We start from the raw sequence: 18,528 nt of genomic DNA, 5'->3' as shown, positions 1-18,528 counted from the left end.
TATGTGGTTTTTCATCGACACCCATCCCCTTTTACTAGCAAAACGAATATATCACTATCGTATCACATTTAAATCGAAATACTGCGCTAGGTACATATTTCGCAAGAAATCTATCCAAAACAAACGATATAGTATCCATTAAGCGAATTAATTAAGCATGGAATTAGATGTAGACTATTGAATACGTATTTTGTTTTTTATTAAACAATACGGTACGTGAAATTTTAAATTTTCTCTTATAAAAAAAGCCCCTTGAAAGGAGCACTTATTTTACAAGATACTGTTTAATTTCTTTTATTAATAGTTCTGCACCTTCTGGACTTAATGTGATCTTACCATTTGCTAATGCCATGTTACGATTTGACACTTCTCCTGTTAATGCACAAACACCACCAGGCTGATACTTCTGTAAAATAATATCTTCACCTTCTACAAAAATCTCTAATGGCGATTTTTCTTTAATACCAAGCGTATTTCTAAGTTCCTTTGGAAGTACTACACGTCCTAATTCATCTACTTTTCTAGTCACTCCAGTTGCTTTCATCTATTCTCTTTCCCCATTTCATTATTAATTTGTACGCAAGTTATTCTTGACTATTGTAACAGGATTTCGCCATACATGAGTAACATAAAAATCCAAAAGCCAACGATCATAACAAGTAATTCTTTAACCTTTTGCTGAAAGGAAATACGACCTTCTTCCATTCTACATACCCCTTTTCTCTACAACTTTTTATATGTTAAAATAAGAGGGAAAGAAATGTACCAATTTCTTTCCCAGATGGTCACTCATGACTTTGCTCTTTGTTTGCTTCTTGCAAATGAAGAGCTTTTATTTTGCATACTTATACTTGCTTTCTAACATCGCATAACGCAATAGCTTTAACTTTGTCTCTTTTTTCAACGCTTTCCACTCAGATACAGCAATCTTCATTCTTCATTCCTCCATTACTTTGTTATTTATTTAGACTTATAAGTTCCATTTGTAAATTTTTTTAATTTCTTTATCACTAAACCCTTTATGGATAGCGAAGATTTCTGGAAAATCAGAGATACACAAATCAATAATTGTATTGTCAGTTGTTCTTATATAATAATACTGAACAGCCCCTTCATAATTCGAATATAAATAGTATTTATGAATTTTATAATTTAATCCATTTTTCTCTAATAGGGGGCACCATACATGCCCATCAACTTAAGAGATTTTAGTACCCCCAAGTACAAAAAAAGAGTCTGGATTTAGACTCTTTTTTTTAGATAGTTCAATTTTTGATACGTATATGTTTTAACATGTTTATTTATAAAAGAAGTTAAAACCCTTTATTTATAAGAATTTTTTTAATATCTCACTTGTTATTCCCCCATTTCGAGGGGATGGGCAAAGATACCCTTGTATGGATGGGATCAGATATACACGCTACCAGTTGCGCCTATCCTTCCTTTTGATGAGCCTTGTTTACAGATGCATGTTAGGTACATATTTTAATCAAGAATGACTGCATCATTTAAGTTGCTGGACTGAATTTGAACTTTTGATTCGTGCTACCGTTAAAAGGTTTTACTAAAACCTTCGTTCCATTTGTAGTATTAGGTACATCTAATACTAAATTAGAATTTTCGTAATTTTCCAGATAAAAATACCCATTTCCTGCATCTTTAATTACCCAATACTGGCTGTAATATGAATTGTTTGGTACACCCTCTGCAGAAGAATCTCTCGAAATCCAAGTTAACACGATATTTTCATTTGATCGATTTTTAATTTGATATGCATCTTTACTTGCATTATATACGAGATTCCACTTTTGATTAGTCCCGTAACCATTTCCGTATATTTGAACAATGTTTCCAACGACTCCCTGTGATTTCTGTGCTAGGTCTACAACACTACTATTATTTAAAGCCGTAACGATTTGATAGGGACCTTCTGGTACTGGTAGCTCTGGTTTTGGTGGCTCTGGTTCTGGTGTTAACGGAAAGAACTCGATTTTGTAGATGGAAAGATTGCCACCACTTTCGAGATCCATTGTCAAATCAAATCTATTATCTGTAGTAGTGATGGTGAAAATATCCAAATACTTAAAGGCTTTATAGTTTAATCCCCCTGAATGGGTAGCCGTTACAGTATGCCTTGCCGTTTGTGTCGCACCGCCAGTGGTGTTCCATTTTCTCATGATTAATTGACAATCTCCACTACTTGCATAACGAATTCGAACACGATAATTTTTTCCTAAAAGTCTTGTAGTTAGAGGGAGCGTCCAAACAGAAAAACCAGACATTTGGACTAAATCCCCGCCTGTACTTCCAGGACCTTTTACAACTGAGGCATTATCTCTAATTCCATTAGCCTTGACCGCTGGAATTTGAGTGATTTTATCCGAAGCTATACTATTGTTTGGATCTACACTATTGTGTGTCCATCCTAGGGCAACAGCGCCTAACTGTTTATATTGCGGATAAACAAAAGGGGCATTTTCTCTTACAGGCTCATACTTTATCCATGATAATCGATGTTCTGGAATCTGACTCGTTCTTCCTCCTGGCCTATAAATATAATTTAGCGGTCCCGCAGCCCAAAAAGGATTTTTTTCCTCTATCGTTCCGAATTTATTCCGAAATATCAACTCTGTATTATAACCACCACTATAAAACTCGAACCATCTTGGTTCAAACCACTGCTGTGTATTTATATGAGTAATCCCTTCAGCATAATCCAAGGGATTTAAGGTTGTAGTATGCGTTCCAGTCGTACCAGCTAGTGGCAAAACTTCAGGTGTCGCAAGCGTTTTTTGTACAGTGGATTGCAAGCCAGTCGCAATTTCGCCAGAAGTCCAATCACTACTACTTCCATTTCCATTAATTTGCCTCAATTGAAAACTAAGTTTATTTAGCCATGTAAATAAGTGAGGTGTTGGAATCATACGCTCTTCTATAGAATCTCTTGTATTTTGGGAATCATCACTTCGGTATGTTGTCCCACGTATATCTGTATATAGTTCTCGTGTTAGTTCTGATTTTATCCCGAATGAAGTCGGATACAAGCCTGGATCATATGTTGGCCATAAAGAAACAACATCCAAGATCATAATTGTCATGTCTCTTCGACACGCATTATATAAATTCCAATTCTCTAAATTCTGGTATTCACCTTTCGACCAACGAACAGCTCCCATATATGGATTTCCTTGCTCATGACATTCATTCAATTGTGGATCATAATCATTTATTTGTTGTGGGCTACAATTTGGTTTTTCTTCTTCTCGCCACCCCTGATTATAATGAATCCATGGATAGTCACAGGGAGTGGCGTTTAATGTTTTAGCCTTCTCCAGCCCTTTATTGTACGTATTCACGCAATAATCGGTATAATCATTCAGCCTATCTAGGAGTTCATCATGATTGGTTTCAATTGTAGCAGGGTCCATCCCCCATTGTTCTCCAAACTGCACAGCATCTCGCAATAACAGCAAGTGAAGGTTCGCTGCTTGCGCATAAACAGCGAGTAATAGAATTTGAGAGTCCCCTCCTGTAGTGCCAGGACTAAATTGTGGCATGGCAGCTATAAAAGCGGTATCAGCGGCGTTCCACCTCATAAGTACTTCTTTTTGCAAAGCCTGATTCGTAGGGTTTGCGTGTAAATCATCTAGCGCTTTTATATATCTATCCACCACAGCTTGTAATCCCTCTAATTGAGTTATTGCTTCATCATACATTTGTTCATTTAGCTCTTTTTTAATAAGAATTTCTACTGCATCGATCATCTCTTCCCATTGTTTTTGATTTGAAATAGTCCTCCATAGTATTTTAGAGATAGCTGAAAGAATCCCACCTGCTATTTTCCATGGTGATAATCCAAAAGTGTTGGTGGGATTCCCGGCATTTATAAGGGTTTGGGTAACTTCTGATGTAGTTTGGAGTGCAGCGTTTGTAACTGCTTTCTGTTGACGAACAGAGAGACTCTGTTCTCTATCTTTATAATTCATCCCTTGGAATTCAGAACCTGGTTCCTGCGCAAGGGGGACTTTGGCTTAGAACCAGTATCCATGATTTCATTTTCATTGTTATTGGAATTTTGATTCATGTATAAACCTCCTTGTATATTTCTTTTTTATCGTAACATGTGTGATCGCTTGTATAGGGTATCTTTGCCCATCCCCTGAGAAAGGGGAATAAGATTAATTCATAAGAAATTTAAATGTAATGTAAAAAATTGTACCTTGTGGGATAGCTAAAAATATAGAATTTTTCTTTTCAAAAATACAACTTATCTATATTTGAAATATGTCGATACAATTGTAGAAGATTTGAAATGTATATTTTAAAGTTTAATTTAAATCTAATTTGGGGTATTTTGTCTTAATCCCACTTTTCGGGGGATAGGCAAAAACACCCTAATAGTAAAAAATATAAATCCTCCTTTCTAATATTGATTGTAATTTTTATCTCGTCATTTAAAGGGAATATTGGGGAGTAATATATGGCAAATCTCTTGCTTTTATGACAGACGAGAAATACGAGTAAAAAAAGTCACATCTAATTGCGCCTGTCAAATGTTTAGGAATGACTTTTTCTGTAAACATTCTACAAATATATCCAATTACCTCTAAGTTTCATAGTGATCATTATTGTGGTAGCACCACATCACCATCAAGTTAAGATAAATTTGTATCCATATAGCGAAAAAATCGCTATTCTTTTTGTAGAAATATGCAGAAAGGATGGCATTTTTTATGAATCTTTCGATTCAAGATGAACTCCAATTATTTGCTGAGGAATTATATCAATATTTTACTCCTTCATTTTTAGAAGAGCTTGCTAGAGAGCTAGATTTTGTTCAACGAAAGCGTAAATTTTCAGGACATGACTTAGCCACTATCTGTGTTTGGATGAGTCAACGGATAGCGAGTGATTCTTTAGTTAGACTGTGTAGTCAGCTACATGCAGCTACAGGGACTCTTATTAGTCCAGAAGGACTAAATAAACGGTTCAATAAAAAAGCTGTTTGTTTTTTAAAACATGTTTTCTCTGCATTATTAAAAAATAAAGTTTATGAAACTTCAGTGATTCCTAGTTCTTCACTAACCCATTTTCAACGAATTCGCATTTTAGCTGCAACGATTTTTCAAGTACCAAAACACTTAGCTAGTGTGTATCCCGGTTCGGGTGGTTGTGCACAAACAGCAGGTATAAAGATTCAATTGGAATATGATTTACATAGTGGGCAGTTTTTAAATTTTCAAGTTGAACCAGGGAAGAATAATGATAAAACATTTGGAACAGAATGTTTAGCGACATTACGGCCTGGCGACCTCTGTATTCGAGATTTGGGTTATTATTCACTGGACGATTTAGATCAAATGGACCAACATGGGGTATATTATATATCGCGGCTGAAATTAAATAATATGGTGTATATCAAAAATGAGTTTCCTGAATACTTTCGAAATGGGACAGTAAAAAAACAGTCTCAGTACATCAAAGTTGATTTAGAACACATTATGAATACCTTAAAACCAGGACAGGTCTATGAAATAACAGATGCTTATATTGGAAAGGATAAAAAACTATTTACACGCGTTATTATATATCGATTAACTGAAAAACAACTTCGAGAACGTAAGAAAAAACAAGTGTATACCGAAAGTAAAAAGGGTATTACGTACTCAGAGAAAAGCAAACGATTAACTGGTATGAACATTTATGTTACCAATATACCTTTGGAATGGGTTCCGATGGAACAAATACATGATTTTTATTCCCTCCGCTGGCAGATTGAAATTATCTTTAAAACTTGGAAATCCTTATTTCAAATTCATGATTGGCACAATATCAAACGAGAGCGATTAGAATGCCACATTTATGGAAAACTCATCGCTATTTTTCTATGTTCTTCTACTATGTTTAAGATGCGACAATTAATTTTACAAAAGAAGAAAAGAGAATTAAGCGAATATAAAGCCATTGGAATGATTCAAGACCATCTATACATTCTTTATCAAGCTATACAGCAAAACACCCGCGAAATAACAAAGATTTTAATCCGCCTGTTCCATCTTCTACAGAAGAATGGACGAAAATCTCACAGATATGAGAAAAAGACTGTCTTTGATATTATGGGTGTTGTCTATGAGTATAATGGATTGAGAAAACAAAAGAAAATTGCATAATTAAAAAAGTGAAACCCGTTAGGGTTTATTTGGTATGCGCATTTTTAAGGATATACTGCTATTTTAAGAATGTTTTAACCCGGCTGAACAAAAGTTCAGTTTGGTTACACTCTTAAATTGATGGGCATGGGGGCACCATATCAAAAAAAGAAAATTGTACGTCTAGACACAATTTGGAGGCAAATTAACCGGTACCTTGTACGTTAAGGAACCGGTTATTACTTACTTTACTACTTTTTTATATAATTTTTTCCGTAATGGTCGCAAATTATTAATATTTGTTTTTAGGTTTAAATTCCACACATAATCATCTTTCAACGTAATATGCTTCCATCCAAGTGGCGATACCCCTTATTGTGATGAATTAGACTTATATTGGTAAAAATTTAAGGGGTTTGGATTCCTTTTGCCGTTTCTGTTCCGTTACTACACAAACCCCTACTTGACAAACATTAGCAGTTTTTTTGTGCTTGTTTAGTAGGATAAAAATATGTTAGCTACCAATTTTTCTGTAGCAGGGCTGAGGGCTATATTTTTTTTGCGGATTAATCCAATAGGTAAAGCGAATGAAATATCATCGATGTCACGAATAGCGTATTGATGTGGATTGGCAACGAAATTGCTAGGTAGCATAGCAATACCAAACCCTTGTATTACAAGATTTAAAACCATCTCCATGTTTGCTGCATCGTAATTAGAGTGTAGATGAAAGCCATGATGAAGAAAAACATGCTCTATTTTTCGCCGATAATCACACAATTGTCCAGTTAAAATAAAATTTTCATCTCCCAAATCACACATGTGAATTTTTTCTTGTGTAGATAATGGATGGTCGATTGGTAGTATCAAACAAAGCTTTTCTTCATATAGCGGATAAAACTCAAGATTTAATTCTGGTGATGGAGGGGGACATAAGGCAATATCAAGTTTGTTAGCGATAATCTGTTGACTAAATTGTTCGGTTACGCCACTTTCAATGGAAAGACAAATTTGTGGATGTTCTTTCATAAATTTTGTTAGTACGGAAATCAAATTTGTTTTGCCAATGGAATCAATGGCTCCAATCCGAATAAGTCCTTTCTGACCGATTGAAAATTCTTTTGCGGTTTCGGTGATTACATCCACTTGATTTAATAAAATATCTGCCTGTTCTTTCACAAGTCTTCCGGCTTCGGTTAGCACCATTTGTTTTCCTTTACGCTCAAACAGTTCGATGCCGAGTTTTTCTTCTAATTGATTGATGTGTAGGGTGATGGTAGATTGTGCATATTGCAGCAGATTTGCTGCTTTTATCTGACTACCACATTGGACAACAGCTTGAAATGTCTGTAACAAACGAATTTCCATGATTCATTCCTCCTGAAGAATAGTTCATTTTTGTTCATATTGACCAATATATCATCGTAAATTACTATTTGTATAGAAGGAGATGATAACATGAAAGATTTATTTTCCGTTGATATCACAAACAGTGAGTGGAAATTTGTTATGGATGGTATAGAACAAATTCCATTACGAGATGAGAATGGTGAACTGCGTTATGTCGTGCGATTTGCACCGGGGGCAAAATTCCCTCAACATACGCATAAGGATACCGAGGAATTATTCGTATTAGATGGAGCCCTTATCAGCAATGATGTTGAGTATGGAGCAGGTTCTTATCTCTGTTATGGATCTAATACAGAACATGAACCATGGTCTGAAAAGGGTTGTTTGGTTTTTGTAATGGAACGTAATGCTGGATAGTGTTTTTCTGTTTCTGTTTTTTTGTGTAGGAAATTATTAATTTTTATTGTTTTCATGCAAACATTGCCACATAGAATGGATAACCTTCATTCTAAGAGGAAACCGTTAATTAGTAGATGCATTACGTGCAAAAGGTGTGGACATTCCAGAAGAATATTTACAACATATACCTCCACTTGGCTGGGAGCATATTACGTTGACAGGTGATTATGTTTGGGACTTAAATGAAAAAACAAATTTTAATAATTTAAGACCATTTAATATGTACTGTTTCTATGAATCTAACCTCATTTTTTGACGATATTGCAATTTCTGAATGTTCAAATTATTATAGGCGCATAGTCTTGATTACTTGAATTATAAATTGTGCTTTTCAATAATACATTTTATTATTACTAATTTCAATAATGAATATGTGCAAATCATCATGAATTTCCTATCATTTGTTTCGTCAAGTAAAGCTCATAATTCTCTTCGATAATTTTATCGTTCTATGGTGGGAGAAGCCGTGTACAGGGGAAATAGGTGTACGATTAATATTGGCAACCCAATATCCAACTGTAACTTCTGTACCTTCTGTTGTGAAACAAATGAGTGATGCAAAGCTAGGTTTTCGCTTACCTACAACAGTAGCATCACAAGTTGTGTTAGATGAGCCTGGATTGGAGAGTTTGCCTACCTTACCTGGAAGAGCGTTATTCAAAACAGACCGGATATATAAATTACAAGTGCCTTATTTATCTGATGAATTGATGAGAGAGCTTTTAAGCGAATATGAGGTGGTTAAACAACATGAGGCACCAGAAACTCAAACAGAAAGCCAGACAAATCGAGATTTTATCGAGTTTAAATAAGCTTGAATTTGCTTCTAGGAGGCAATTGCAAGCAATTCATGCTCTGGGGAGTATTCGAAATGCAAATCGGATTTTGAAGGATCTCCGACAATATTGCCATGTTACCTCGCATAACCGGGAGTATGTTTATTATCTCAACAAAAAAGGTTGTGCCTTACTAGGATTAGAACCGAATGAACGAAAAAAGAAACATCAACTTGAACATATACTTTTAAGGAATGAGGCTTGGATGTGGCTTGGATTTCCCGATTGGAAAACAGAACAAGTAATAAAATTCAGATACCAAAATGAAGAAAAAATAATTGTACCAGATGCTTATTATTTAGTAGATCAAGTCCCACATTTTGTTGAAATTGATAGGATGCAACACATGAAGACGAATGAGGAAAAAATACAATATTATAATTTAATTGCACAGATTTATAAAAAACAAAGAGATATCATATCTAACATTCTATTTTTCACAATATCTAATTATCGTGAGAAGAAATTAGAAAGCTATGGAATGAAATACAATGTATATGTTCGAACATTCTTGTTAAAAGAGGTATTATGAAATAAAAAGCACAAGGGATCTATTTCTCCTTGTGCTTTTTACATATCCCAAAAATCTGTTATTTTAGCGCTTCTATCCACCTTTTTAATAGCCCGGAAGATCTTTTGGATGACAGGGAAGCTTGGTATATGTGATTTGTTATTACATAACCTTGAAATAGTATTCCGACTAACACCAGTTTCTTGTTCTAACTCTTGTTGCTCTATGCCATTACGGTCTAACCATTTTCCTAATTTCGTACGTTTTTTTTTATTGCCTTTCATGAAAGTGCCTTCCTTTCTCATATCCTATTTAACTTTTATTTTGGGCACTTTCAATTAAATTTATACACATACACCTTGAATGATGCATACGTCTTCCCTATGGTGCATAGAATAAAAATAGATAAGGAGAATAAAAGGTTTTTTGTAATTATTTTGTGGAATATAGCATACATAATAATAGCTACAAGATGCGAATAGGCTGAAATATAATTGCATCTTGTTGCAAAGGGTATTCCTAAAAAAAAAAGAAGCTCAAACCCCTTCATATAAAAGAGGCGAGAGCTTTTTTATAGTTTAATTGAATGGCTATAAAAATTAAGTAGAAAAATTTTGATTATCGAAATTTAGTATTGATTGTCGTTCGTTATTTCTTATAAGGTTTCACGACAGTTATCACATACATTTTTAGAATCAGCATGACGATTTTGATGATATTTTTCACATTCATCTTCATATTTTTTTTTTACATTCATTCAAATATTCTTTATCAGTTACAACTTCAATTATTTCATCCATTGTCTTTGGTAGTTCTAAAGAATACCTGATTTCTATACCATGTTTTTGAGCCATGTTAAGTAAGTCAGGGTGCATTTTAAAAGGTGCTCTATCTTTATCTTCGCTAAAGTCTGCTTTATTATCTGTCACAAAATATAAAATTGCATCTTTTTCTTCTTTTAATTTATCAATTAAACTTTGAAATAAGAGGGCATCCCCCATACTGTTTTTGTTTTTATGAAATGGAGCCATGTTTTGTAAAGCCATATCAGTGGCTGCTAATTTTATTTCATCATTGGTATGTATTGGTTCGCCCAAATCTAAAATTTGATCAATTAGTGAAATAGTTCCCTCGTTTACGTATTCAATTTGCTCCGTTATAACCGACTCAGCTTCTGTAATTAATGTATCTAGTTGCATTTTCTTCTCATTGTCTGTAATCATAATATCTCTGAATCTTTTTGTCTTTTTAAACATGTCGTTAAATTCTTTTCTTTTATTAATTATGAGTTTTTCTTTTTTATTTTTATCCCATTCTTTTCTTAACTGTTCTGGAATTAATAAAATAGCATCTTTTTGCAGATTAAGATCAGCTAATTTAGCGAAAAGATCAAAACTACCTTTATCGGCATTATTAATCCAAACACAAGTATCTAAGAATATATATATGTTTTTGTCCCTAAGTATTACATGACCACTAAGTAATGAATGCTCACTCTCTATAGGCTCCATTCTTTTTTTGTTCCTTTTCGAAAAGTCATTAGGTTGAAATGCCCTATAATTTGCATTATCTAGTGTAATATCCACTAATATATCGTAGATATCCATAACTTTCTTTTTGTTCATTTTACCTAACCCCTTTGTGTAGTATATATATAGTTTTATTGTACAGTTAACTATTAATTTAGTGAAATTTTAGTAATTATTAACACTTTATATAATTTTACGTATATCCGTTCCTTTATATAAGACATATCCACTTTTTGGAACGTCTAATCCACTGGCTAAACTAAGAGTTGTTGTTTTGCCTGAACCGGATGGCCCTAAGATAGTATAAAAACTTCCAGTTTGAAAAGAAAAATTTACATTTTGTAAGATTGTAGTTCTCTTATTATTACTTTCATAATGATAATTGATATTTTTAAACTGTAAAATTGTCTCCATATAAATTCTCCTTATTCGTCTTTTAATAAAATCTGTTTTGGATTTAAACGAAGAATTGATAATGCCGGAAGAATCGTTGCTAGCATAGCGATTCCTAATCCAATTCCCCCTACTTTTTCTAAATCTTCAGTTGAAATACTTACATCGATATTATCAACCGGATCAACGTCTGCAGCAGGGTTACCTCTGAATTTAGCTATAGGATCTTCCGGTTTATCTTCATTCTTTGCTATTTCACTAGATAGCAGATTATCACCAACTTTTTGAGAAATTTTCTCTCCTGTTGCTAAAGATAAACCAAAAGCTAATACAGCAATACATAATACCTCAACTAGTAATTGACCCATTAACTTCCACTTTTTCTCGCCTATAGATAACAAAATTCCCATTTCTTTTCTACGTTCCTTAATAGAGAGCATAATTATTAATCCTAAAATCGTTGCACCTGCAATAGACACCATAATTACAATTGTTTTCGAAAAAGATGCAATATTTTCGATTGGACCAATCATTTGTTTATAAACGTTATCTTGTGCATCTAATTCATAGTACGCTGGTAATCCAAATTTTTTTGCTTCCTCTTTAAATGCATCAATATCCTTAGGGTCCTTTAATGAATAGATTGCATTTTCCATTGAATTCATAACAGAATACGGTACATATATTTGATTAGCAGGCTCTAATAAAGCAAAAGATTGTCCTCCAAAAGATGGAGCCTCTTCTTTAGACTCATATATACCTATAATTTCTAGCTCTTTCGTGGTAAGTTCCTCATCCATTACTTCACCTATCTGTAGTTTATCACCCACTTTTAAATTATTTTTTTCAGCTAGTTTTTTTTCAATCATAGCAACGTTTTTTCCTACTGTTTTTGGCGTAATTCCCTCTCCTTCAACAAGTTTTAATTTTTTGTCTTGAGCAGCTTCTAATGAAGAAAAGTCTCTAACACCCTGTAAAGTGAAATTTAAATTATTATTTAGACCAAATGATTGAGCTCCTTCAGATGGTTCGACATTATGAAGCTCTTTCAGCTCAGCAATAGTACTTTTTAGATAATTATAGTGATCTAAATACTTAGAGGTCTTTAATTTATTAGCTTCTTTTTCTTCAATATCAGGTACCTTTCTTGCTTCATTAGCATTTTGATTAATGTTTTGTTCTTCCAAATACTTATTTATATCAATTTTTAAGTTGATATCAGCTCCTAATTGTTTTCTGGCTAAATCGGTTGCTTTACTGGATGCACTTTGAATCGTAAAACCAGCGAATACCAAATTAATAACAACTAGAAAAATAGTAAGTAATATAAGTGACTTTCCCTTTCTTGATTGTAAGCTTAAAAATGATCGTTTAATAAAATTCATATTCCCTAACCTCCCTGATGCCATAGTAAAGTATCAATCTGAAGTTTATATGTAGATTTTCTAGAGATATGTAGAGTTTATATGAGATTCTGGTGCAAAAACTTCAGGATAATTGCAAGTAATCTCTTAAATTTGGACATACAAATAGGGGCATGACAACATCGCCATCAATCCAGGAAAAACGAGATACCCCCAATCGAAAAAATGGGAGTATCTCGTTTTTATATATCCAACGCAATTTCTTTGTTCGTACAACAAAATTAGTATTTCTTACCACCATTACAAGGGGAATTCTCATAAATATTTGCCGGCCTTGAGCAATCTTTGATTACTTTTTTAAAATCCGATATATATTCGTTGAATTCCAGCACGACAATGTAGCAAAAATTGTATGCCTCACAAATGGGTCTAAACGTACAATTTTCTTTTTTTAGTATGGTGACCCCTATATGCTTAGTGCCAAGGTCGAACAAACTATATAAATGGATGGTCCATTCTACTCATTCGCCATATTGTGCATCATAATCTATAAAATACGTATCTATAAATTAAAGATCTAAAAAAAAAATCTGAAGATCCTTCTGACGTAAGGAGTTTCAGATTTTTTTATTTTAGTAATACCCTTTGCAACAAGTTGCCATTAGAATAGTGTATCAGCAACTTGTAGCTATTACTATGAATGCTAGATTCCTCAAAATTATTCCATATTTTTTCATTTTACTTATATTATTCTATGCTTTTTTCTAGAATATAATTCCATATTTATGGACAAAAGTTTAAATTTATGGAATATTGTACAAGCTATTTATACGCTATTCTTAATTAGGAGGGATTCTTTATGTTTGGCCTAGGAAAAAAAAGAACTCCATTTGGTGTGTATTTAGATCACAGAGGAATTAAACAACAATGGCTAGTACAAAAAACTGGATTAAGTAAATCTCTGATAAGTGATTTAGCAAATAAAAAGGATCGTATTCCCACTTTAACATCTGCAACTAAGATCATTAGAATACTACAAAAATCTGATAGGCATATTGATTATCAAGATTTTTGGAATATTGATATTTAAAACCTCTAGAAGGTGCTATGCATCCTATTGTCTTTAATCCAATCGTGTAGATTACTAAAAGCATAGATTTTTCCCCTTATAACTATTGATTATTTAACACTTATAATTCGTAAATTGCATTTATTAAAAAGGATATAAATTTCTATTAAGCTCTGTTCATATCCCCACTCAAAATAATTAATGATTCATCCCACTTCATTTTTGACAAATCTATTCTTTAAAGACATTTTTTATTAGAAAATCCAAATTTAGTTGTTTTTTTATCCAAAAGCCTAAATATATATTTGATATTATTCTAAATTTTATAGCGCACTATTCGAACATTTTGTGAAAATCAGAAAAAAACATCACAAACTACTAGTAGTAGGTATTAATTTCCTGTGTTTGTTCCAAACACTGTGTTAAACTGAGGGGGTTTAACAGATCTACTCTAATAACATTAATGAAATGGGGTATTTACTTGAACTTTCCACAATTAAAAATCGGGCATATGATACCAAAGGTCCCAATTATGCAGGGAGGAATGGGCGTAGGCATTTCATTAAGTAAACTTGCATCTGCAGTTGCAAATGCTGGAGGAATTGGGATTATATCAGGGACTGGTATTTCCATAGATGAAATGAGAATGCATATTAGGAAGGCGAAAGAAAAGATCCGGAATACTGGTTATATTGGAGTAAATGTCCTCTTTGCAATGAATGATTTTGCTGAAAAAATGAAAGCAGCCATTGAGGAAAAAGTTGATTTCATCATATCTGGTGCTGGCATTTCACGAGATATGTATACTTGGGGAAAAAATGCCGGCATACCAGTTATTTCAATAGTTTCCTCAGCCAAACTCGCTAAATTATCTGAACGATTGGGTGCGGCCGCTGTTGTAGTAGAGGGGCATGAAGCAGGAGGACATCTGGGTACCGAGCGACCTTTATTCGATATATTACCGGAAGTAGTTGCAGCGGTCAAAATTCCCGTAATTGCTGCTGGAGGGATTATGACTGGAAAAGATATTGCTCATGCCTTAAAAATGGGTGCATCTGGTGTACAGATGGGTACAAGATTCGTCGCAAGTAATGAGTGTGACGCACCACTATCCTTTAAAGAAAAATATATAAAAGCTCGATTAGAAGATACTATATTAGTCAAAACAACTGTCGGTCTCCAAGGTCGTGCGGTTAAGAATAACTTCACTAAATTAATAGCTGATAATAAAAAGATAAAAATACAAAAGTGTATAAACTGCTTAAAAAACTGTTCTTATCGTTTCTGCACGCTAGATTCTTTGATAACCTCTATGAATGGTGATTGTGAGAACGGCCTTGTTTTCGCAGGCGCACGAGTAAATGAAATCAAAGAAATTTTGCCCGTCAAAACAATTATTAACAATATTATGATGGAATATAAAGCATGTATTTAAGGTAGAATCCATGTATAATTCTTTAAAAAATATTTAATGTTGTAAATTCTTATTTTCCTGACGATACATCAAACTAATAATTACACTCCGGGCATTATTAGTCATTAAAAAAGAACACCTACAAATACTGTAAGTGTTCTTTTTATTTATAATTGGATAATTTCTCTTATTTCTTCTATAGGTAACTTCGTAAATTTCGCAATATCCTCTACAGACATTCCGTTTTTATACATACCACATACCAATTGTATACGTTCGGCTTTTTTTCCTTCTTCAATACCCTTTTCAATACCTTTTTTGATTCCTTGCTCCTCTGCGTGAGCAAACTTTGCAGCTTCATCCATTAGGGTTTTTTCCCTCGCTTCATAGGCTTGTCGGAATGTCGAATCTTGACTCATTCGCTCCCACTTATTCATTGCTTTTTGTAAAATCGGATCTTGATTCATCGCAATGTCCTCCAATGTTTGAGTTAAGTGTTCATCTTCATTTGCCGGAAGTAATAACAGCCAACGAACAAATGAATCTTCCCACGGATTAACCTTCTCTTCCCGCCATTGTTCCATTAATTTAGGAAGCTCTATAACATGAATCTCTATATCATCACTAAACTGCTTTTGCTGTTGTACATTCCATAGCTTTCCCGTTGTATGAAATTCCTCATATTCGGGAAAAAGTACGAAGTTTAACAAATTAATAGTAATTGTTTTACGAAGAGAGCTGTAAGGCATCCCTTTTTGTAACTGTGAAGTATATAATTTACCCCAGTAATACAAACTTCGTTTAATCATGTCGTGATTATTATTCAGCTGAATTTCTACGTTTACTTTAGTACCTGTGTCTAATGTGGCTGAGACATCTAAAATTGATAATTTATCATCCTCGTGTTCTCGATGTAAATGTGGATCCTCTAATTGTAGTGACATAATAGGTGATTCTAATGAATCCTTTAGCATGGCATTTAAAAATGTGATAAGAATATCCTCACTACCACTTGTCCCAAATAATTGCTTAAAAGCAAAATCAATTCGTAAATTTACTAATGACTTGGTCATGATTTCCTCTTCCTGTCTAAGAAACTCTCTTTCCTTTATTGTACATAAAAATTAGGTAATCATGCAAATAGGAAAATTCCACAAAAAGATAACGCTATCATTTTTTTCAAAAATAGATATTCACTAAAAGATAAAGGTACAATTAATAGTTAATTTGGTGAATTATAACATATATTATCTTTAAATAATACCCAGTTGAAAAAACAATGGATTAATTGTGACATAATTGTTAAATTCAGGAACTTTAAAAGGCTTTCTATATATAAAAATAGAAAGGTGATGGTGTACGGATAAAATATAAGGGGGATTATATTATGTTTTCAAAAGAACAAAAATTAGTAACAGTGGTAACCACTCTGACACTAGGATGTGGATTAGCTTTTGGATTAACTCCTACTTCGGCAGATTCTATAAATAACCCTACTCCTATTAAGGAAGAACAAGTACGAATACAGATACCTTTCACTGGATATGTTATTTCAGCAGATGATAATTATTTAGTTGTAGCTGACACTAACACAAAGGAGGAGGCACTCTCTTATCAAAATGATTGGTGGGAATTAGCCTCTCAGAATAAAATTTTACGTGTTCCTATTACTAGCAAAGATAACTACAGCGTAGGTGAAAAACTAAATATATTTTCCGTAGGATGGACTCACTCTATTCCACCAATCGCTGTTATGCCTGTTATCGAAAAAATAATTGAATAAATTATATATTTTTTATAAAAGAAGATAGCCATTACGAATGGCTATCTTCTTTTAAACAATTCAAACGTTGATACTTTGTTTTACTGAGACTAAAAATTTATATTTCTTGCCTTTAAACTCATTTATTCTAAATTAGATAAAAGAATTTTTGTTTGTAACTACCTTTATAAATTTATGCTATAACAGCCTTGTGCACTTTTGTATTTACTGAACTATGGCTTGTTCTTCCTTCTTCATAGCTCTAATGGATTGAGCTACTTTAACCATCATAGAACATTCTATCCTCTTACGGAAGATTTTACAGCTGAACTCATGTGTTCCCTTAAGGGAACCCGTTGCATGTATTGTATTAGCCGGACAACCGCCACTACAGTAAAGCTGTGCCCAACATTCCTGACATTCCGGTTTTGAATAGCAATTACTCTCCCTAAATTGAGACTGTATCTCTGCTTTTGTAATGCCATCCCAGATATTCCCCATACTATATTCTTCTTCTCCAACAAACTGATGACAAGGAAATATCTCCCCCCATGGAGTAATAGCCAGGTATTCAGTCCCTGAACCGCAACCAGAAATTCTCTTTTGAACGCATGGACCTTCTGAAAGGTCAAGCATGTAATGATAGAAAGTAAAACCGTTGCCTTTTTCCTCACGGTTTAGCATTTCTTTCGAGAGAATTTCATATTGATTGTAAATTTCCAGCAGGTCTTCTTCACTGAGCGCATATGGTTCTCGTGGATTACAGATAACAGGTTCCATTGAGATTTTATTAAAACCTAAGTCAGCGATGTGATAAATATCATTGGTAAAATCAACATTATTATGGGTATAGGTTCCACGTACATAGTATTCTTTATTTCCACGCTTCTCAACAAACTCCTGAAACTTTGGAACGATATGATTATAGCTACCCTTCCCATTGACAGTTTTACGAAGATAATCATGAACTTTTTTTCTTCCATCAAGGCTTAATACAACATTGTGCATTTCTTGATTCAAGAAGTCAGTAATTTCATCATTAAGCAGTATACCATTTGTAGTAAAGGTAAAACGAAAAGTTTTTTTGTACTCTTTTTCTTTATTTCTTGCATAGGCGACAATCTGTTTGACAGTCTTCCACGCCATGAGTGGCTCCCCACCAAAAAAATCAACATCAAGATTTCGATGATTACCTGAGTTTTCTAATAGAAAATCAATGGCTCTTTTTCCAACCTCATAACTCATGATGGCTCTATTTCCATTGTATTTTCCTTGGCTAGCAAAGCAGTATTCACACGACAGATTACATGTATGCGCGACATTAAGGCAAAGAGCCTTCACATAAGTGGGACGATTTATCAAATCAATTGAAAGGTCCTTATAATCATCTTCGGTAAAAAGCTTCCCATCTCTTTTTAGTTCTTCAATATCCGCAATTGTTTCTCGAATTTCCTTCTCGGAAACGTGGAAATTATATTTATACTTTTCCTGCATCATTGACAGGATTTCTTCCATAGGAGTATTCTCATATAGCATAATTATTTCATAAGCAAGATCGTCAACAACATGTACCGATCCGCTATAAGTATCTAATACGATATTGTATCCATTTAATTTATATTGATGAATCATTCTGGATAATCAAACTCCTTTTTCATAAAGATTGCCACCTATATAAAATATAACTGCATA

The 18,528-nt window shown here is 33.6% G+C and carries 14 protein-coding genes and 4 pseudogenes; 8 read left to right on the top strand and 10 right to left on the bottom strand.

The window, feature by feature from the left end:
* Nucleotides 1–265: 265 nt before the first annotated feature.
* The 3 genes and pseudogenes from DT250_RS24480 to DT250_RS24470 form a co-directional block, all read right to left on the bottom strand.
* On the bottom strand, nucleotides 266–544 hold the full coding sequence (locus DT250_RS24480) for an AbrB/MazE/SpoVT family DNA-binding domain-containing protein (protein WP_149213826.1): 279 nt from the start codon (nucleotides 542–544) through the stop codon (nucleotides 266–268).
* A gap of 426 nt (nucleotides 545–970) precedes the next feature.
* Nucleotides 971–1,174, bottom strand: a pseudogene (locus DT250_RS24475) (hypothetical protein); the annotation flags it as partial.
* Nucleotides 1,175–1,508: 334 nt separating this feature from the next.
* Nucleotides 1,509–3,986, bottom strand: a complete 2,478-nt coding sequence (locus DT250_RS24470; RefSeq protein ID WP_149213825.1) for an insecticidal delta-endotoxin Cry8Ea1 family protein — start codon at nucleotides 3,984–3,986, stop codon at nucleotides 1,509–1,511.
* A gap of 747 nt (nucleotides 3,987–4,733) precedes the next feature.
* On the opposite strand from DT250_RS24470, the gene DT250_RS24465 reads away from it, so the two are divergent.
* A complete protein-coding gene (locus tag DT250_RS24465) occupies nucleotides 4,734–6,170 on the top strand; it encodes an IS4 family transposase (RefSeq protein WP_149213824.1) in 1,437 nt (478 codons plus the stop codon).
* Nucleotides 6,171–6,644: 474 nt separating this feature from the next.
* On the opposite strand, the gene DT250_RS24460 is transcribed toward DT250_RS24465, so the two are convergent.
* Nucleotides 6,645–7,517 (bottom strand): LysR family transcriptional regulator, encoded by an 873-nt coding sequence (locus tag DT250_RS24460; RefSeq protein WP_149213823.1) that lies wholly within the window; start codon nucleotides 7,515–7,517, stop codon nucleotides 6,645–6,647.
* A gap of 90 nt (nucleotides 7,518–7,607) precedes the next feature.
* On the opposite strand from DT250_RS24460, the gene DT250_RS24455 reads away from it, so the two are divergent.
* The 4 genes and pseudogenes from DT250_RS24455 (at nucleotide 7,608) to DT250_RS24440 (ending at nucleotide 9,326) form a co-directional block, all read left to right on the top strand.
* Nucleotides 7,608–7,916, top strand: coding sequence for a cupin domain-containing protein (locus tag DT250_RS24455; protein WP_149213822.1), 309 nt, complete (start codon nucleotides 7,608–7,610; stop codon nucleotides 7,914–7,916).
* 112 nt (nucleotides 7,917–8,028) lie between these two features.
* Nucleotides 8,029–8,214 (top strand): annotated as a pseudogene (locus DT250_RS24450) (Tn3 family transposase); the annotation flags it as partial.
* A 217-nt stretch (nucleotides 8,215–8,431) separates the two neighbouring features.
* Nucleotides 8,432–8,770 (top strand): annotated as a pseudogene (locus DT250_RS31795) (FtsK/SpoIIIE domain-containing protein); the annotation flags it as partial.
* On the top strand, nucleotides 8,709–9,326 hold the full coding sequence (locus DT250_RS24440; RefSeq protein WP_149213820.1) for a replication-relaxation family protein: 618 nt from the start codon (nucleotides 8,709–8,711) through the stop codon (nucleotides 9,324–9,326). The pseudogene DT250_RS31795 and the gene DT250_RS24440, both read left to right, overlap by 62 nt.
* Nucleotides 9,327–9,364: 38 nt before the next feature.
* Here DT250_RS24440 and DT250_RS24435 read toward each other — a convergent pair whose 3' ends face one another.
* The 4 genes and pseudogenes from DT250_RS24435 to DT250_RS24420 form a co-directional block, all read right to left on the bottom strand.
* On the bottom strand, nucleotides 9,365–9,589 hold the full coding sequence (locus DT250_RS24435; protein WP_149213819.1) for a helix-turn-helix domain-containing protein: 225 nt from the start codon (nucleotides 9,587–9,589) through the stop codon (nucleotides 9,365–9,367).
* Between the two features lie 450 nt (nucleotides 9,590–10,039).
* Complete coding sequence (locus DT250_RS24430) at nucleotides 10,040–10,930, bottom strand: PIN domain-containing protein (RefSeq protein WP_149213818.1); 891 nt, start codon at nucleotides 10,928–10,930, stop codon at nucleotides 10,040–10,042.
* Between the two features lie 93 nt (nucleotides 10,931–11,023).
* A pseudogene (locus DT250_RS24425) lies at nucleotides 11,024–11,248 on the bottom strand (ATP-binding cassette domain-containing protein); the annotation flags it as partial.
* An 11-nt stretch (nucleotides 11,249–11,259) separates the two neighbouring features.
* Entirely contained in the window at nucleotides 11,260–12,612 is a 1,353-nt protein-coding gene (locus tag DT250_RS24420) for an ABC transporter permease (RefSeq protein ID WP_149213817.1), read from the bottom strand.
* 838 nt (nucleotides 12,613–13,450) lie between these two features.
* Between DT250_RS24420 and DT250_RS24410 the strand changes: the two genes are divergently transcribed.
* Entirely contained in the window at nucleotides 13,451–13,681 is a 231-nt protein-coding gene (locus tag DT250_RS24410; protein WP_088040802.1) for a helix-turn-helix domain-containing protein, read from the top strand.
* Between the two features lie 442 nt (nucleotides 13,682–14,123).
* On the top strand, nucleotides 14,124–15,095 hold the full coding sequence (locus DT250_RS24405) for an NAD(P)H-dependent flavin oxidoreductase (RefSeq protein ID WP_149213815.1): 972 nt from the start codon (nucleotides 14,124–14,126) through the stop codon (nucleotides 15,093–15,095).
* A 146-nt stretch (nucleotides 15,096–15,241) separates the two neighbouring features.
* Here the strand turns inward: DT250_RS24405 and DT250_RS24400 are convergent, their stop codons facing one another.
* Nucleotides 15,242–16,147 carry an Rpn family recombination-promoting nuclease/putative transposase gene (locus DT250_RS24400; protein WP_149213814.1) on the bottom strand — a complete coding sequence of 302 codons (906 nt, stop codon included), beginning with the start codon at nucleotides 16,145–16,147 and terminating at the stop codon, nucleotides 15,242–15,244.
* Between the two features lie 314 nt (nucleotides 16,148–16,461).
* Here DT250_RS24400 and DT250_RS24395 point away from each other — a divergent pair, with 314 nt between their 5' ends.
* A complete protein-coding gene (locus DT250_RS24395; RefSeq protein ID WP_149213813.1) occupies nucleotides 16,462–16,857 on the top strand; it encodes a DUF3221 domain-containing protein in 396 nt (131 codons plus the stop codon).
* Between the two features lie 204 nt (nucleotides 16,858–17,061).
* On the opposite strand, the gene scfB is transcribed toward DT250_RS24395, so the two are convergent.
* Nucleotides 17,062–18,468 carry a thioether cross-link-forming SCIFF peptide maturase gene (scfB, locus tag DT250_RS24390; RefSeq protein WP_149213812.1) on the bottom strand — a complete coding sequence of 469 codons (1,407 nt, stop codon included), beginning with the start codon at nucleotides 18,466–18,468 and terminating at the stop codon, nucleotides 17,062–17,064.
* Nucleotides 18,469–18,528: the final 60 nt, after the last annotated feature.

Source organism: Bacillus sp. AR2-1, from assembly GCF_008368755.1.
Classification (GTDB): domain Bacteria; phylum Bacillota; class Bacilli; order Bacillales; family Bacillaceae_G; genus Bacillus_A; species Bacillus_A wiedmannii.
Note: the sequence above shows the minus strand (reverse complement) of the source record. Positions and strands in the feature narration are given on the sequence as shown.

Coding starts and splice junctions, on each gene's coding strand:
- DT250_RS24460 (WP_149213823.1), bottom strand. CDS start 7,517: ATGGAAATTCGTTTGTTACAGACATTTCAAGCTGTTGTCCAATGTGGT.
- DT250_RS24420 (WP_149213817.1), bottom strand. CDS start 12,612: ATGAATTTTATTAAACGATCATTTTTAAGCTTACAATCAAGAAAGGGA.
- DT250_RS24400 (WP_149213814.1), bottom strand. CDS start 16,147: ATGACCAAGTCATTAGTAAATTTACGAATTGATTTTGCTTTTAAGCAA.
- DT250_RS24465 (WP_149213824.1), top strand. CDS start 4,734: ATGAATCTTTCGATTCAAGATGAACTCCAATTATTTGCTGAGGAATTA.
- DT250_RS24395 (WP_149213813.1), top strand. CDS start 16,462: ATGTTTTCAAAAGAACAAAAATTAGTAACAGTGGTAACCACTCTGACA.
- DT250_RS24455 (WP_149213822.1), top strand. CDS start 7,608: ATGAAAGATTTATTTTCCGTTGATATCACAAACAGTGAGTGGAAATTT.
- DT250_RS24430 (WP_149213818.1), bottom strand. CDS start 10,930: ATGAACAAAAAGAAAGTTATGGATATCTACGATATATTAGTGGATATT.
- scfB (WP_149213812.1), bottom strand. CDS start 18,468: ATGATTCATCAATATAAATTAAATGGATACAATATCGTATTAGATACT.
- DT250_RS24480 (WP_149213826.1), bottom strand. CDS start 544: ATGAAAGCAACTGGAGTGACTAGAAAAGTAGATGAATTAGGACGTGTA.
- DT250_RS24440 (WP_149213820.1), top strand. CDS start 8,709: ATGAGGCACCAGAAACTCAAACAGAAAGCCAGACAAATCGAGATTTTA.
- DT250_RS24410 (WP_088040802.1), top strand. CDS start 13,451: ATGTTTGGCCTAGGAAAAAAAAGAACTCCATTTGGTGTGTATTTAGAT.
- DT250_RS24470 (WP_149213825.1), bottom strand. CDS start 3,986: ATGAATTATAAAGATAGAGAACAGAGTCTCTCTGTTCGTCAACAGAAA.
- DT250_RS24405 (WP_149213815.1), top strand. CDS start 14,124: ATGAAATGGGGTATTTACTTGAACTTTCCACAATTAAAAATCGGGCAT.
- DT250_RS24435 (WP_149213819.1), bottom strand. CDS start 9,589: ATGAAAGGCAATAAAAAAAAACGTACGAAATTAGGAAAATGGTTAGAC.